This is a genomic window from Saccharomonospora iraqiensis subsp. paurometabolica YIM 90007, assembly GCF_000231035.2.
Lineage (GTDB): Bacteria > Actinomycetota > Actinomycetes > Mycobacteriales > Pseudonocardiaceae > Saccharomonospora > Saccharomonospora paurometabolica.
Genome location: NZ_KI912216.1, coordinates 7,907 through 23,224 on the forward strand (window position 1 = coordinate 7,907; position 15,318 = coordinate 23,224).

Annotated in this window: 12 protein-coding genes and 1 pseudogene; 6 read left to right on the top strand and 7 right to left on the bottom strand. The window is 71.0% G+C overall.

Annotated elements, in window-relative coordinates; all coding sequences use genetic code 11:
- Window positions 1-325: pseudogene (locus tag SACPADRAFT_RS0206720) on the top strand (serine/threonine protein kinase); the annotation flags it as partial.
- A gap of 60 nt (window positions 326-385) precedes the next feature.
- On the opposite strand, the gene SACPADRAFT_RS0206725 reads toward SACPADRAFT_RS0206720, so the two are convergent.
- Genes SACPADRAFT_RS0206725 through SACPADRAFT_RS0206740 form a run of 4 tightly spaced genes read right to left on the bottom strand, consistent with a single transcriptional unit; the run spans window position 386 to window position 4,120 of the window.
- Window positions 386-1,144: an iron ABC transporter ATP-binding protein gene (locus SACPADRAFT_RS0206725; RefSeq protein WP_007024452.1), complete on the bottom strand. Its 759-nt coding sequence runs from the start codon at window positions 1,142-1,144 to the stop codon at window positions 386-388.
- Window positions 1,141-2,151 (bottom strand): iron chelate uptake ABC transporter family permease subunit, encoded by a 1,011-nt coding sequence (locus tag SACPADRAFT_RS0206730; protein WP_007024453.1) that lies wholly within the window; start codon window positions 2,149-2,151, stop codon window positions 1,141-1,143. The genes SACPADRAFT_RS0206725 and SACPADRAFT_RS0206730 overlap by 4 nt, the downstream gene beginning before the upstream one ends.
- Window positions 2,148-3,116 (bottom strand): ABC transporter permease, encoded by a 969-nt coding sequence (locus tag SACPADRAFT_RS0206735; protein ID WP_007024454.1) that lies wholly within the window; start codon window positions 3,114-3,116, stop codon window positions 2,148-2,150. The genes SACPADRAFT_RS0206730 and SACPADRAFT_RS0206735 overlap by 4 nt, the downstream gene beginning before the upstream one ends.
- Before the next feature lie 47 nt (window positions 3,117-3,163).
- Window positions 3,164-4,120, bottom strand: coding sequence for a siderophore ABC transporter substrate-binding protein (locus tag SACPADRAFT_RS0206740; RefSeq protein ID WP_007024455.1), 957 nt, complete (start codon window positions 4,118-4,120; stop codon window positions 3,164-3,166).
- 353 nt (window positions 4,121-4,473) lie between these two features.
- On the opposite strand from SACPADRAFT_RS0206740, the gene groL reads away from it, so the two are divergent.
- The 4 genes from groL (at window position 4,474) to SACPADRAFT_RS0206760 (ending at window position 8,670) form a co-directional block, all read left to right on the top strand.
- On the top strand, window positions 4,474-6,114 hold the full coding sequence (groL, locus tag SACPADRAFT_RS0206745) for a chaperonin GroEL (RefSeq protein ID WP_007024456.1): 1,641 nt from the start codon (window positions 4,474-4,476) through the stop codon (window positions 6,112-6,114).
- 257 nt (window positions 6,115-6,371) lie between these two features.
- Entirely contained in the window at window positions 6,372-7,178 is an 807-nt protein-coding gene (locus SACPADRAFT_RS0206750; protein ID WP_007024457.1) for a DUF3592 domain-containing protein, read from the top strand.
- A 58-nt stretch (window positions 7,179-7,236) separates the two neighbouring features.
- Window positions 7,237-7,983, top strand: coding sequence for a DUF3592 domain-containing protein (locus tag SACPADRAFT_RS0206755; protein ID WP_007024458.1), 747 nt, complete (start codon window positions 7,237-7,239; stop codon window positions 7,981-7,983).
- Between the two features lie 108 nt (window positions 7,984-8,091).
- On the top strand, window positions 8,092-8,670 hold the full coding sequence (locus tag SACPADRAFT_RS0206760) for a type 1 glutamine amidotransferase domain-containing protein (RefSeq protein ID WP_007024459.1): 579 nt from the start codon (window positions 8,092-8,094) through the stop codon (window positions 8,668-8,670).
- 9 nt (window positions 8,671-8,679) lie between these two features.
- Here SACPADRAFT_RS0206760 and SACPADRAFT_RS0206765 read toward each other — a convergent pair whose 3' ends face one another.
- The 3 genes from SACPADRAFT_RS0206765 to SACPADRAFT_RS0206775 all read right to left on the bottom strand — a co-directional run bounded on the left by SACPADRAFT_RS0206765 (window position 8,680) and on the right by SACPADRAFT_RS0206775 (window position 12,373).
- On the bottom strand, window positions 8,680-9,570 hold the full coding sequence (locus SACPADRAFT_RS0206765; protein WP_007024460.1) for a DUF72 domain-containing protein: 891 nt from the start codon (window positions 9,568-9,570) through the stop codon (window positions 8,680-8,682).
- 164 nt (window positions 9,571-9,734) lie between these two features.
- Window positions 9,735-11,381, bottom strand: a complete 1,647-nt coding sequence (locus SACPADRAFT_RS0206770) for a DNA repair helicase XPB (protein ID WP_007024461.1) — start codon at window positions 11,379-11,381, stop codon at window positions 9,735-9,737.
- Window positions 11,382-11,389: 8 nt separating this feature from the next.
- The gene (locus SACPADRAFT_RS0206775) at window positions 11,390-12,373 is read right to left on the bottom strand and encodes an ABC transporter substrate-binding protein (RefSeq protein WP_007024462.1); all 984 of its coding nucleotides are present in this window, start codon (window positions 12,371-12,373) and stop codon (window positions 11,390-11,392) included.
- A 190-nt stretch (window positions 12,374-12,563) separates the two neighbouring features.
- Here SACPADRAFT_RS0206775 and SACPADRAFT_RS26000 point away from each other — a divergent pair.
- Window positions 12,564-15,318: nitrate- and nitrite sensing domain-containing protein (locus SACPADRAFT_RS26000; protein WP_198048278.1), on the top strand; the 2,755-nt coding region annotated here is incomplete at its 3' end.

The window sequence follows — 15,318 nt, forward strand, 5'->3', positions numbered from 1 at the left end:
ACCACCGCCCGGCCAGGGGCCGCCGCCCGCGTACGGCGGGCCGCCGCGTGGGTCCGGTGAGTCCCCGTCGCGGCGGACCGCGTCGTGGATCGTGTGGGCGCTCGCGGCGCTGATCGTGCTGGCGGCCGGGATCGTCACGCTGGTGGTCGTGCTCGGCGAGGACGACGGTGGCGGCGGAACCGCGCCGGCCACGGCGGGCAACTCGCCCGCTCCGGAGATCCCGATCGGGCCGGGGGAGGAGCGGCCCGACGGGACCTCCGAGGTGGGCGGCACCGGCGCCGACGGCCTCCCGCCCGAGTCGATCCCGATCCGCCCGGACAACTGAGCCCGGCGGACAACTGAGCCTGCGCCCCCCGGCGGCGTCGGCGGACGCGGCCGGGGCGGTTCAGCCGTAGAAGTCGGCGATGCGCCGGGTGTCGAGGTCGTGGACCGGGATGTCGAGATCGTAGACGTCGCGCAGCACCCCGGGGGTCAGCATCGTGTCCACGGGGCCGTGCGCGACGAGGGCGCCGTCGCGCATCGCCACGATGCGGTCGGAGTAGCGGGCGGCGAAGTTGATGTCGTGGACCACCATGACGACCGTTCTGCCCAGCTCGTCGGCCATCGTGCGGAGCCTGCGCATGATGTGCACGGAGTGCCGCATGTCGAGGTTGTTCAACGGTTCGTCGAGCAGCACGTAGTCGGTGCCCTGGCACAGCACCATCGCCACGTGGGCGCGCTGGCGCTGACCGCCGGAGAGCCGGTCGAGCGGGCGATCGGCGAAGGCGGCCAGTTCGAAGTAGTCGATGGCCTCGTCGACCGCCCGATGGTCCGCCTCGGACAGCCGTCCGCCGGAGTGCGGGAACCGTCCGAACGCGACCAGGTCGCGCACGGTCAGCCGCACCGCCACGTGGTTCTCCTGGCGCAGCACCGCCAGTGTCCGCGCCAGTGTGCCGCTGTCGGTGGTGGTGACGTCGAGGCCGTCGACGGTGATCCGGCCGCTGTCCGCCTCCAGCAGCCTGCTCACCATCGACAGCAGGGTCGATTTGCCTGCGCCGTTGGCCCCGATGACGGAGGTGACACCGCCGGGTGGGATCTCCAGCGACACGTCGTCGACGACGGTGGTCGACCCGTACCGCTTCGTGACATGACTGATCTCGATCATCGTGTGGACTCCCGGACGAGCAGGGCGATGAAGTAGATACCGCCCACGAAATTGATGATCACACTCAGCACGGTGTCCATGTCGAACACCTGCTCCAGCAGCAACTGCCCGCCTGCGAGGGTGATGACCGAGACGGCGGCCGCGGCCGGGACCACCGTCGTGTGCCGGAACGTGCCGGTCAGCTGCCGGGCGAGGTTGGCCACCAGCACACCGAGGAACGTGATCGGCCCGACGAGCGCGGTGGAGACCGACACCAGCACCGCGACGAGCATCAGACTGCGGTGCACCACCCGGCGGTGGTCCACACCCAGCCCGACGGCGGTGTCCCGGCCGAGGGCGACGACGTCGAGCCGGTGGAACAACCGGACACCCACCCCGCCGAGCGCGGCCAGCAGCACCGCCGAGGCCCACAACAGCTGGTCGTCGACCGAGTTGAAGCCGGCGAAGAAGCTGTCCTGCAGGGTGACGAAGTCGTTCGGGTTGATCAGGCGGGCGGCCAGCGAGGACATGCTGGCGAACAGCGTGCCGAAGATGACCCCGACCAGCACGAGCACGTAGAGGTCGCGGCTGTGCCGGTCGAACAGCCACCGGTGCAGCGCGAGCGCGAAGGCGATCATCGCGCCCGCCTGGACGACGAACAGCAGACGGGGATCCGCCCCGGTCAGCGTCATCGCCCCGGCGAAGAACACGATCAGGGTCTGGATGAGCATGTACAGGGCGTCGAACCCCATGATCCCCGGAGTGAGGATGCGGTTGTGGGTCACCGTCTGGAACAGCACGCTCGAATAGGCGATGGCCACCCCGACGACCACCATCGCCGCGGCCTTGCGCAGGCGCAGGCCGAGCGCGTACTCCAGATTCCCGGTGAGCCCCACCGTGCAGAACGCCACGAGTGTGCCCAGGGCGAGCAGGCCCAGCACCAGCGTCACCCGCCGTCGGCGGGGACGTCCGGGATCCGCCGTCAGGTGTGCCCCCGCCGTCGACGGGGCCGCCGTCGTCGTGGTCATGCGTTCCCCCTCCGGGCGCGGAGCACGAGCGCGAGGAAGACACCACCGCCCAGCACGCCCGCGATCGTCTCCACCGGAACCTCGTACGGATACCGGACGGTGCGGCCGAGCACGTCGCACACCAGCACGAAGAACGCGCCGCCGAGCGCGGTGACCGGCAGGACGCGGCGCAGGTTGTCGCCGAGCAACAGGGTCACCAGGTTCGGGACGACCAGTCCGAGGAACGGGATGTTGCCCACCGTCACCACGATCACCGCGGTCATCGCCGAGACCAGCACCAGACCGATCGTGACCACCCGGTCGTAGCGCACCCCGAGGTTCACGGCGAAGTCCCGGCCGAGTCCGGCGAGGGTGAACCTGTCCGCGTAGAGGTAGCCGAGCACGGTGAGCCCCCCGGTGATCCACAACAGCTCGTAGCGTCCCTGGAGCACCCCGGAGAACTCGCCGCTGGTCCAGGCCGTGACGGTCTGGAGCAGGTCGGCGCGGTAGGCGAAGAAGGTCGTGACGGCGCCGAGGACGCCGCCGAACATGATGCCCACCAGGGGCACCACGATGATGTCGGCGAAGGTCAACCGACGCAGGATCAGCACGAACACGTACGTGCCCGCCAGGGCGAACGCCGTGGCGACGAGCATCTTCACGCCGACCGACTCCGCGCCGAAGAACACCGTGGCCACCAGCACGCCGAGCGCGGCGGATTCGGCGGTGCCCGCGGTGGACGGGGTGACGAAGCGGTTCCGGGTCAGGCTCATCATGATCAGCCCGGCCACGCTGAGCGCCGAACCCGCCAGCAGCACGGCGAGCAGTCGCGGCAGCCGCGACTCCCACAGCACCAGGAGCTGGTCGTCGTCCCCGCGCAGCAGCCCCGCCGGGGTCAGCTCCGTCACGCCGACGAACAGCGATCCGGTCGCCGCCACGACCAGTCCGATCGTGGCGGCGACCAGGTGCGCCGGGCGGACGGTCACCGGGGAGGCCCCGCCTGCCGGTTCCGTCCGGGTGGTACGGGCGCGTCTCACGCCAGGCTGTCCCCGACGGTCTCGACCATGGACTCCAGCGAGACGAGCCCGGTGGAGGTCAGGTACCAGGTGGCCGGGTCGAGGTACACGATGTCGTCCTGGCGGGCGGCGGTGGTCCCGTTGACGAGGGCGTTGTCCAGCAGTTCGCGCGCGGCCTCCCCGTTCTCCCCGATGGCCGAGTCCCGGTCGACGACGTAGAGGAGGTCGGGGTCGGCCTCGGCGAGGAACTCCGCCGAGATCGCGTCCCCGTGCACGTCGGCGGACAGGTCCGACACGGCCGGGGCGACGCCGAGGTCGTCGTAGACGAGGCCGAAGCGGGAGCCCGGCCCGTAGGCGCTCATCTTGCCACCGGTGGTGAGCACGACCAGGCCGGTCCGCCCGTCCGGGACGGACCCGCGCACCTCGGCGGCGGACTCCCGCAGCGCGTCGAGCCGGTCGGTGACCCGCTCCTCCTTGCCGAACAGGGTGCCGAGGGCCCGCACCCGCTCGGTGGCGCTGTTCAGGAAGTCGCCGGTGTCCACGGTCATGTCGATCGTCGGGGCGATCTCGGACAGCTCCCCGTAGGCCGGTGCGGAGCGGCCCGCGACGATCACCAGGTCGGGCTCCAGTGCGTTGACCTGTTCGTAGTCCGGCTCCTTCAGGCTGCCGACGGTGGTGTACTCGTCGGAGGTGTAGGAGCTCAGGTGCTCGGGCATGGCGGCCACCTCGGGCACCCCCACGACGTCCACGTCGAGGGTGTCCAGCGTCTCCAGCACACCGAGGTCGAACACGACGACCCGCTCCGGGGTGCCGTCCAGGGTCTCGGTGCCCTGCGCGTGGCGGACGGTGACCCCGTCGCCCGGTGCGCCCGCGGCGTCGTCGGCGGATCCGGTGCCGCAGGCGGTGGTCACGGTCGCGAGCAGGCCGAGGGCGAGTGCCGCCCACCGGCGTCCGAGTGGTCTCCCGTGAGGCATCTGTACTCCCGTGGTGATCGTCCGGCGATGAGGGAAAGGTGAGCCTAACTTAAGAAACTGATCGCCGGAGCGCGAGAGGTGCCGGGGTTTCGTGAGGTACGTCGCGTGGTCATCCGTCGGTGTGGTGTCCGCGCGGTGTGCCGCCGGGGACCGCCCCCCGTGCTTGCACTCGACTCGCGAGAGTGCTAAACACGGTATTGGCACTCGGCACCGTCGAGTGCCAGGCGGAGGTCGCCGACCGCCGCCTGAAGGTCGGGACGGTGAGGCCACGTCCACCACGAGTGGACTGGTCGTCCGTCGCGGGCACCGAGCCTGGCCGAGGACGTGTCCTGACTACCGGAGGACCCACCGCAATGGCCAAACAGATTGCGTTCGACGAGGACGCCCGCCGCGGACTCGAGCGCGGCTTGAACACCCTCGCGGAGGCCGTGAAGGTGACGCTCGGCCCCCGTGGCCGCAACGTCGTGCTCGAGAAGAAGTGGGGCGCGCCCACGATCACCAACGACGGCGTCTCGATCGCGAAGGAGATCGAGCTCGAGGACGCCTGGGAGAAGATCGGCGCGGAACTCGTCAAGGAAGTTGCGAAGAAGACCGACGACGTCGCCGGTGACGGCACCACCACCGCCACCGTGCTCGCGCAGGCCCTGGTCAAGGAAGGCCTGCGCAACGTCGCCGCCGGCGCCGACCCGATCGCGCTGAAGCGCGGCATCGAGCAGGCCGTCGAGGCTGTCACCGAGCAGCTGCACAAGATGGCCAACGAGGTCGAGACCAAGGAGCAGATCGCCGCCACGGCGTCGATCTCCGCGGCCGACCGCACCATCGGTGACCTGATCGCCGAGGCCCTCGACAAGGTGGGCAAGGAAGGCGTCGTCACCGTCGAGGAGTCGAACACCTTCGGTCTCGAGCTGGAGCTCACCGAAGGCATGCGCTTCGACAAGGGCTACGTCTCCGGCTACTTCGCCACCGACGCGGAGCGCCAGGAGGCCGTCCTGGAGGACCCGTACATCCTGCTGTTCGGATCGAAGATCTCGAACGTGAAGGACATGCTGCAGGTCCTCGAGAAGGTCATGCAGACCAACAAGCCGCTGCTGATCATCGCCGAGGACGTCGAGGGCGAGGCCCTGGCCACCCTGGTCGTCAACAAGATCCGCGGCACCTTCAAGTCCGTCGCCGTCAAGGCCCCGGGCTTCGGTGACCGCCGGAAGGCGATGCTGCAGGACATGGCCATCCTGACCGGTGGCCAGGTCATCAGCGAGGACGTCGGCCTCAAGCTGGAGAACGCCGACATCTCCCTGCTGGGTCAGGCCCGCAAGGTCGTCGTGACCAAGGACGAGACCACCATCGTCGAGGGCGCGGGCGACGCGGACCAGATCCAGGGCCGGGTCAACCAGATCCGCGCCGAGATCGAGAACAGCGACTCCGACTACGACCGCGAGAAGCTGCAGGAGCGGCTGGCCAAGCTGGCCGGCGGCGTCGCGGTCATCAAGGCCGGCGCCGCGACCGAGGTCGAGCTGAAGGAGCGCAAGCACCGCATCGAGGACGCGGTGCGCAACGCCAAGGCCGCCGTCGAGGAGGGCATCGTCGCCGGTGGCGGCGTCTCCCTGCTCCAGGCGTCCAAGGCCGCCTTCGACAGCCTCTCGCTGTCCGGTGACGAGTCCACCGGCGCGAACATCGTCAAGGTCGCCGTCGAGGGCCCGCTCAAGCAGATCGCCGTCAACAGCGGTCTTGAGGGCGGCGTCGTGGTGGAGAAGGTCAAGGGCCTGCCGCAGGGCCAGGGCCTCAACGCCGCGACCGGCGAGTACGAGGACCTCATCAACGCGGGCGTCATCGACCCCGCCAAGGTGACCCGGTCCGCGCTGCAGAACGCCGCGTCCATCGCCGGCCTGTTCCTGACCACGGAGGCCGTGGTCGCCGACAAGCCGGAGAAGAACGGTGGCGGCGGCGGTGGCGCCGACCCCACCGGCGGCATGGGCGGCATGGAAGGCATGATGTGATCCTGCCCTGAGCCCTGAAAAGGCCCGGCCCCACCACGGGGCCGGGCCTTTTCACGCCCGCGAGTCGCCACCCCACGCCCGCGAGTTGACGTTCCAGGCCCGCGAGTCGTCGCCTCGGAGTTGTCGTGCGGGCAGCAGGCTGTCCCGGTTCGCCCCATCGGACCAGGGGAGGTACGGAACGTCGCCCGCACCGTGCGCCGTCCGACCTCCGAGATGATCCGGGCGACACGTCGCCGTGCGGGGAAGGGAGCGGGACGGTGAGTGGATTGGACGCGGTGGTGGAAGTGGTGGTGCCGCTGGGGATCGGTGTCGCGGTGATGGTGTGGCGCCTCCGGGCCTGGTCCCGGACACGCGGCGTTGCCGCCCGAGTGGTGCAGGTGGAGTCACCGGAATCGGTGATGGTGGACGTGGAGGAACCGGTGGGGCCGCGCCGGGTACGGGCGGAGCACGCTCCGGGAATCGACAACGTGCCGCCGCTCGAAGTCGGTGACCGGGTGTGGGTACGTCCGCCGGGGCACGCGACGAGCCAGGTGCGGATGGTGTACACGCCGACTGTTTCGGCCGTGCCGTGGGTGGTCTACGGCCTTCTGCTGATCTTCCTCGCCGTACGGTTCTGGGCGTCCCCGTACTCCCTCGGGTTCGGCGTGGCGATTCCGCTCGTCGCGAGCGCTGTCCCGTTCGTGTTGCTGCACCACTTCGGAGGACAGCTCGCGTGGTACCTCCGTGCCCGGCGTGTCACGGGCACGGTCGTGGACACACGATCGCAGCGCATCCGCACAACGAGGGGTTCGGACGGCGTCGGCGGCTCGCGCGTCGCCGTGATACCCCGGTTCGAGTACGACATCGACGGCCATCGACGTCGTCGGTGGAGTTCCACCGAAACTTCCGCGCTGCCGCCCGAGATCGGTGAACCCGTCCGTGTGTGGGTGGACCCCCGTAACCCGGTGCTCGCCGTCAACAGTTCGCTGCCCAGCGTGGTCACGATCGGGGTGTTCGCTGTGGTGTCCGGCGTCGTGGCGCTGTTCAGCTTCTGGTTCTCGATCGGGTCCGGCTTTTCGGGGTGATCAGCGGCCGGGAGCAGGTCGGGACGGGGTGGCGAGCCGATGGTCGGGAGGGTCCGGGATGCCGAGTATCGAAGCGGCCGTGGTGGGCTGCGTCGGTGCGGTCGTGCTGGCGGGCTGTGTGTGGCGGTGGTCCGTACGGCGTGGCATACCGGCCCGGGTGGTGCGGCTGGACCCGGACGGGTCCGTCGTCGTGGAGTCGGCCGGGGCGCGGCGACTGTGGGCCGACCACCCACGCGGTGCGGGGGAGATACCGGCGTTGGTGGTCGGCGACCGGGTTTGGGTCGGCCTTCCGCGGGGCGAGGCCACCCGGGTCCCGCTCCGGTACACGTCGATGGTGTCGGTCGCGCCGCTGGGGGGTTACGGCCTGTTCCTCGTCTTCCTCGCGGTGGGCGCACCGTGGGAACAGGATCCCGTCGGAATCGGGCTCGTCCCGCTGCTCGGGATCGGTGCGCTGCCGTTCGTCGCGGCCGGGTACCTGGTGGGCAGGATCGGGTACCGGTGCCGGGGTCGGCCGGTCCGGGCCCGGGTGGTGGACGCGCGTTTCCATGCGCGGGTGAAGGCCATGTATCAGGCCGAACTGGAGTACGAGATCGACGGCCACCGGCGTCGGCGGTGGGGACCGGGGGCATACCAGTGCCGCCCGCGGGTGGGACGGCGGGTGCGTGCCCTCGTCGACCCGCGCAACCCCGGTGTGCCCGTCACGTTCCCGGTGGCCATGTCCCTGTTTGCCGTCGTGTTCGGGTTGTTGCCGACCTTGGCCGGGTCCGTCGCGCTCACCGGGCTCTATCTTCACGCGACGGGGTGATGCACTCCTACGCACCCGGGCGGCGCCGGGGTCGTGCGGTGCGTTCCGACACGGTCGTTTCACCCGCTCGCACGAATGGGTAATCCGGGACGGCGAATGGAGGGAGTGATGAGTGTGGCGGACACACTGACCAATCGCCGGGTCGCGTTCGTGGCGGCACCGGAGGGGACCGAGCAGGTGGAGCTCACCCGGCCGTGGCAGGCGGTGAAGGACGCGGGCGGCACCCCCGAGCTGATCTCGATGAAGGCGGGGGAGATCCAGGCGTTCAACCACCTCGACAAGGGAGACACGTTCCCCGTCGACAAGGTGGTCACCGACGCCTCGGTGGACGACTACGACGGGCTCGTCCTCCCGGGTGGCGTGGCGAATCCGGACCTGCTGCGGACGGACCCGAACGTGGTGAACTTCGTCCGCGAGTTCTTCTCGAAGCGCAAGCCCGTCGCCGTGATCTGCCACGGCCCGTGGACGCTGATCGAGGCCGATGTCGTGCGCGGACGGCGTATGACGTCGTACCCGAGCCTGCAGACCGACCTGCGCAACGCGGGGGCCGAATGGGTCGACGAGGAGGTCGTGACCGACGGCGGCCTGGTCTCCAGCCGCAACCCGGACGACCTGCCCGCGTTCTGTGACAAGCTCGTCGAGGAGATCGCCGAGGGCGAGCACAGCAGGCAGGCCACCAGCGCCTGACCCGCTCCGTCAGGGTCGATCCGGCCCACCGCCCGGGGACGTGCCGGGCACCCCGACCAGGTCGGCAAGTGCCCGCGCGTCCCCGGGCGCCTTCACTTTGACGTCGTTGTCGAAGTAGACGAAGACGTCGAGCCCGTCGGCGTGCCAGTGTCCGATCCGCCGGGCCCACCGCCGCAGGGCCGTGTCGGTGTAGCCGCTCGTGTAGAGCTCCGTCTCCCCGTGCAGCCGGACGTAGACGAACCCGGCCGTGACCTCCTCGAGGAACGGCCAGGTGCCCGAGGTGTCCGCGGTGACCAGCGCGACGTCGTGCTCGCGCAGCAGGGCGGAGCAACGCGGGTCGTCGAAACTCGGGTGGCGCACCTCGAGCGCGTGGCGCAGGGGTCGCTCGGCGGCCACGGTCAGGTAGGGCTCCGCGGGGAGCTTGTCGTCGTGATGGCGGCCCAGTTCGGCCGCCTCGGTCGTCGTGCGGGGCAACACGGCCAGAAACGCCGCCAGCCGGTCCGGATCGAAGGTCATCCGCGGGGGCAGTTGCCACAGCACCGGGCCGAGCTTGTCGCCGAGTGCGAGGACTCCGGAGGCGAAGAAGTTGGCCAGTGCGGCGTCCACGTCGCGCAGGCGTTTCATGTGGGTGATGTAGCGCCCGCCCTTGATGGCGAACACGAAGTCGTCGGGCGTCTCGTCGTGCCAACGGCGGTACCGTTCCGGACGCTGGAGTGAGTAGAACGAGCCGTTGATCTCCACGGTGTTCACCCGCCGGGAGAGGTACTCCAGCTCGCGCCGCTGCGCCAACCCTTCCGGGTAGAACACGCCCCGCCACGCCGGGTAGATCCACCCCGACGTCCCGATCCGCACCTCCGCCCGCCGCCCGCGTCCGGACACCCCGCCGCCGGCACCCGCCACACCGCATCCCACCTCTCCGCGCCCGCCCAGCCGTCCACGCCCGCCGCGCCGCTCACTCACCGTTGTGCCGTGAAGGACTCCTTCCCTGCATCCGACGCAGGGAAGGAGTCCTTCACGGCATCCCACGCAGGGAAGGGGGCCTTCACGGCAACCACCCGAGCGGGTTACAGGGGGCGGAGGAGGTCGTCGGCGTCCACGATGCGGTAGGCGTAGCCCTGTTCGGCCAGGAAGCGCTGGCGGTGGGCGGCGTAGTCGGTGTCCACCGTGTCGCGGGCGACCACCGAGTAGAAGTGGGCCTGCCTGCCGTCACCCTTCGGGCGCAACAGCCTGCCCAGGCGTTGCGCCTCCTCCTGCCGGGAGCCGAAGGTGCCGGACACCTGAATCGCCACCGAGGCCTCTGGGAGGTCGATGGAGAAGTTGGCGACCTTCGACACGACCAGCTTGTCGATCTCGCCGGACCGGAACCGCTCGAACAGCGCCTCGCGTTCCTTGTTCCTCGTCGAACCCTGGATCACCGGCGCGTCCAGGGCCTGTCCGAGCTCCTCCAGCTGGTCCAGGTACGCGCCGATCACCAGGGTCGGCTCACCGGCGTGCTTGTCGACGATCGACCTGATGACCCCCGACTTGGTGTGTGCCGTCGACGCCAGCCGGTAGCGTTCCTCGGACTCGGCGGTGGCGTAGGCGATGCGCTCGTTGTCGGTCAGGGTCACCCGGACCTCGGTGCACTCGGCGGGGGCGATCCAGCCCTGCTGCTCGATGTCCCGCCAGGGGATGTCGTAGCGCTTCGGCCCGATCAGGGAGAACACATCCCCCTCCCGGCCGTCCTCGCGCACCAGGGTGGCCGTCAGGCCCAACCTGCGCCGGGACTGCAGGTCCGCGGTCATCCGGAACACCGGGGCGGGCAGCAGGTGCACCTCGTCGTAGATCACCAGGCCCCAGTCGCGGGAGTCGAACAGCTCCAGGTGCTTGTACTCGCCCTTGCTCTTGCGCGTGATCACCTGGTAGGTGGCGATCGTGACCGGGCGGATCTCCTTCTTCTCGCCCGAGTACTCGCCGATCTCGTCCTCGGTCAGCGACGTCCGGGCCAGCAGTTCCCGCTTCCACTGCCTGCCCGCGACCGTGTTGGTCACCAGGATCAGCGTGGTCGCCTCCGCCTTGGCCATCGCCGCCGCGCCGACCAGGGTCTTGCCCGCACCGCACGGCAAAACGACCACACCGGAGCCGCCCGCCCAGAACGTCTCGGTGGCCCGGCGCTGGTAGTCGCGCAGGGCCCAGCCGTCCTCGGACAGCGACATCGGGTGTGCCTCGCCGTCCACGTACCCGGCGAGGTCCTCGGCCGGCCACCCGACCTTGACCAGCGCCTGCTTGAGCCGCCCGCGTTCGGACGGGTGTACCGCGACCGTGTCCGGGTCGAGCCGCGTGCCCAGCATCGGGGCGATCTTCTTGCTGCGCAGCACCTCCTCCAGCACCGCGCGGTCGGTGGCGACCATGACCAGTCCGTGTGCCGGGTCGTGCTGCAGCTGGAGCCGGCCGAACCGGCCCATCGTGTCGACGATGTCGATCAGCAGCGGCTGCGGCACCGGGAACCGTGAGTACGTGGTGAGCGCGTCCACCACCTGCTCGGCGTCGTGGCCCGCCGCGCGCGCGTTCCACAACGCGAGCGGGGTCACCCGGTAGGTGTGCACGTGCTCGGGGGCGCGCTCCAGTTCGGCGAACGGCGCGATCGCGGTCCGGGCGTCCTCGGCGCGGTCGTGGTCGACCTCGAGCAGCACCGTCTTGTCCGACTGGACGATCAGGGGGCCATCAGTCACGCCCTCCTTTATACGTGCTCCCGTCCGGAGAGTTCCGGTTCGGCAACCAGGGCCCGCACATCGAGCCGCTCCTGAAGCAGGCCGGCCCCCTGCATGAGGTCGGCGACCCGCTGCAGCCGCACGGCGTTGGCGACCTGCGGATAGTTGCCGAGCGACACCAGTGCGGCCGTGACCTCGTCGACGTCGGTCAGGTCGGGCAGTGCCTCCCGGACCCGGGTCTCGTCGGTCGCCAGCCGTTGGGCCTCGGCCAGTGCCCGCCGGAACGTCGCCACGGTGCGCGGGTGCTCGTCGGCGAACTCCCGGGTGGTCGCGTAGGCCGACATCGGGAACGCCTCGGTGGCTCCCCGCGCCGAATCGGCCAGCAGCCGTGCCCCGTGGTCCTTCTGGGCGAGGGTGAGGTAGGGCTCGACCATCCACGCCACGTCGACCTCCCGGCGGCGGAGGGCCTCGACCCGCTGTGGGGCGGGCGTGGGCACGAACGTGATCGTCTCCGGGGCGAGTCCGGCGGTGTCGAGCACCGACCGGGTGGTCAGTGTCCCGAGACTCTCCGGACCGTCGACCGCGATGCTCGGCCACGCCAGGTCGGTGGGTTCGGTCGGCCCCGAGTCCGGCAGGGTGACCAGTGCCATCGAGTCCGCCCCGGCCACGTAGGCCTCACCCTGCACCCGGAGCGGCACACCGCGGGCCGCGGCACGGAACAGCGGAACGTTCCGGGCGAAGGCGACGTCGAGTTCCCCGTTCGCCAACGATTCCACGGTCGCCTTTCCGCTCGGTTGTTCGACCAGTTCCACATCCAGCCCGGCCCGGCGGAACACGCCGTTCTGCACGGCGATTCGCACGGGTGCCGTCTCGATCACGTTGCCGACCCCGAGGCGGACCGTCTCCTTCTCCGGTGTCGCCCGGTCCGGCGGATCCGGGTCCGACACCACTGAGCAGGCGGTCAACAACAGGGTCGCGGCGAGCAGGGGCAGCGGACGCCCACGGGTTCGCACCGATCGCCTCCAACGTCACAGGCGATTTTCGCCAACGGTGTGGAGCTTATGCCGACCGAAGCAATACCATCACCGGCAACCCTTCTCCAGCCGCGAGCGTCCTCGTGGATCGTGGCGGGTGCGTCGCGCTACCCTCCATCGGTTTTCGGGGGACGTCTGCGGACTGCGATACGAAACAAAGGAAGCCCAGGTGACCCGTCGCAGCGAACGCCCCGGCCGGGGTGCCGCGGCAGGTACGGGCCGTGTCGGCGGCCGGTGGCGGTTACGCAACTGGCGTCTGCGCACCAAGCTGCTCGCGATGCTGCTCATCCCCTCCGTGGCGGTGCTGGCGCTCGTGGGGCTGCGGGCGAAGGCGGACCTGGACCGGGCGGCGGGCTTCGCCGAGGCCGCCGAGCGGGTCCGCGTGGACGGCACCGTCGCCGAGGTGGTGCACCAGCTCCAGCGCGAACGGGACCTCACCGTGCGCCACGTCGCCGAGGGCAGGCAGGGGCCGAGGGAACGGCTGTTGGCCCAGCAGGACCGCGTCGACGCCGCCATCGGTGCGTTCGACCGGACGCTCACCGCGTCGCGGCACGGATTGTCCGCCGCCGCGGTCGACGCCTTCCGGCGGATCACGCAACGTCTGGACCAGCTGACGGGACTGCGCTACGCGGGGCGCAACACCGACATGCCCGCCGAGGCCGTGCTGCGTGCGTACAGCGAGATGATCTCGGGGGTGCTGGATGTCGGCGACCGGGCCGTGTCCCGGGTCGCCGACGGCGATCTGGCGCGGAGCAGGCTCGCGGCGAACGCCCTCGCGCGGGTCAAGGACCAGATGTCGGTCAAGCGGGCGATCGTCGCCGAGGCACTGGCCCGGGGACGGCTGCCCGAGGACCGGGAACGCGCCCTCCTCGCGGCGGAGGCGGAGCTGGACGCCGCCCGCGGTGATTTCCTGGCCCTGGCCACCCCGCGGCAGCAGCGGATGTACACCGACACCGTGATCGGCCTGGTGGTGGACCTCGGCAACGGCATCGTGGAGTCGGTGCTCACCCAGGCCGGGACGGACGCCGGGTTCGAGAACCTGTCCGCGCGGGAGTGGGACACCTCGGCCACCTACACCGTCAACCTGGCCGACCAGGTCCAGGAGGCGATGCTGGCGCAGATCCAGCGGCGTTCCGACGCGCTGGCCGCCGACGCCCGGCGTTCGGCCGCGTTGGACGCGGGCATCGTCCTCGGCGCGCTGCTCGTCGCCGCCGTGCTGGCGGTGGTCATCACCCGGTCGCTGGTGCGTCCGGTCCGTGCCCTGCGGGCCAGCGCGCTGGACGTGGCGGAGAACCGGCTGCCCGCCGCGGTCGAGGACATCCTGACCGAGGAGCACCCGAGACCCGAGGACACGGCCACCCGGGCCGTCGACCCGGTCCCCGTGCACACCCGCGAGGAACTGGGCGAGGTGGCCCGGGCGTTCGACGCGGTGCACGGCGAGGCGGTGCGGCTCGCCGGGGAACAGGCGATGCTGCGGGAGAACGTGAACTCGATGTTCGTCAACCTCTCCCGCCGGAGTCAGGACCTGGTGGAACGGCAACTCGGGGTGCTCGACCGGATGGAGGAGCACGAGCAGGACCCGGACATCCTCGGCGGGTTGTTCGAACTCGACCATCTGGCGACGCGGATGCGGCGCAACAGCGAGAACCTGCTGGTGCTCGCCGGGGAGGACGCCGGACGGCCGCTGCCGGGGTCGGTACCCGCCGACGAGATCATCGGCGCGGCCCTGTCCGAGGTGGAGGACTACAAGCGGATCAAGGTGGCGGTGACGCCGAACCTGTCGGTGCCGGGGGACGCGGCGGCCGATCTGATCCACGTCGTGTCGGAGCTGTTCGAGAACGCCACCGCCTACTCGCCGGAGCACGAACCGGTCTCGGTGGTGAGTTCGGTCGGCGCCGACCGCGAGTGGCGCATCGACATCACCGACCGGGGCGCGGGTATGCCGGACACCGAGATCCGCCGGGCGAACGAGCGCCTCGCCGATCCGCCCGAGGTGGACGTGGAGGTCTCCCGCCGGATGGGGCTCTACGTCGTCGGCAGGTTGGCACGGCGGCACCGGATCGGTGTGCGCCTGGCGGCCGCCGATCTGCGTGGACTGACCGCGACGGTGGTGGTGCCCGCCGAGCTGGTGGAGTTCGATCCGGAGACCGCCCTCGGACGTCCGCAGCGGGCGCAGGCCCAGCAGGTCCGCCTCACCCCGGTGGAGCTGGGGCCGCCGAGGAGCACCGAACCCGTCCTCGCCGCGGTCCCGGACGGGGACGGTCCCGGCGGCGACACCACGGAGGACACCGGGGCCGGACGCGTTCCCCGGACACCGCCCGGGGACGGGGAAACGGCCGGTGCGGAGCACCCGGACCCCGGCTCCCCCGGACGGTCCGACCTCGACGGAGGTCCGGACGCGGGCGGTGCCGTCGACGGGTCCCCGGGCGCCGGGGTTCCGGACCGGGCGGGGCTGTCGGTGGGACTGTCCGGACCGGACGTCGACGACGCCACCGCCTCGGAACGGACACAGCCGACGCCGGTGGTGCCGGCGGAGGCGTTGCGGTTCGCCACGGCCTCGGCCATCGGCCGGGCACTCCGGCCGAAGGCCCCGGCGGAGGACGGGGCCGAGGCGAGCGACCGCGTCGGGGATCCCGCGTGGCCGGTGACGGACGACGACGAGTACGGCGCCGCGACCGCGTGGGCCGACGACGGGTATCTCGGGTATGCCGCCCACGGCGGGGGTGACGGGGGCGGCGACGACGTACCGCCCGGGGTGCCGGTCGGCGCGGACCCCGCGGGCGCCGGGAATCCCGGGGCCGTCGAGGATCCGGGGGCCCTCGGGGATCCCGGGACCGCGGTGGAGTTCCGGGCGGCCGTGGACCCCGGAGATGCCGTGGCGAACACGGGAACGCCCCCCGGTACGGGCACTGCCGGGGGCCCGG

Excerpts from the sequence above, each read along its gene's own strand:
- SACPADRAFT_RS0206740 (WP_007024455.1), bottom strand. The coding sequence starts at position 4,120 with ATGCCTCACGGGAGACCACTCGGACGCCGGTGGGCGGCACTCGCCCTC.
- SACPADRAFT_RS0206730 (WP_007024453.1), bottom strand. The coding sequence starts at position 2,151 with ATGACCACGACGACGGCGGCCCCGTCGACGGCGGGGGCACACCTGACG.
- SACPADRAFT_RS0206725 (WP_007024452.1), bottom strand. The coding sequence starts at position 1,144 with ATGATCGAGATCAGTCATGTCACGAAGCGGTACGGGTCGACCACCGTC.
- SACPADRAFT_RS0206760 (WP_007024459.1), top strand. The coding sequence starts at position 8,092 with ATGAGTGTGGCGGACACACTGACCAATCGCCGGGTCGCGTTCGTGGCG.
- SACPADRAFT_RS0206755 (WP_007024458.1), top strand. The coding sequence starts at position 7,237 with ATGCCGAGTATCGAAGCGGCCGTGGTGGGCTGCGTCGGTGCGGTCGTG.
- groL (WP_007024456.1), top strand. The coding sequence starts at position 4,474 with ATGGCCAAACAGATTGCGTTCGACGAGGACGCCCGCCGCGGACTCGAG.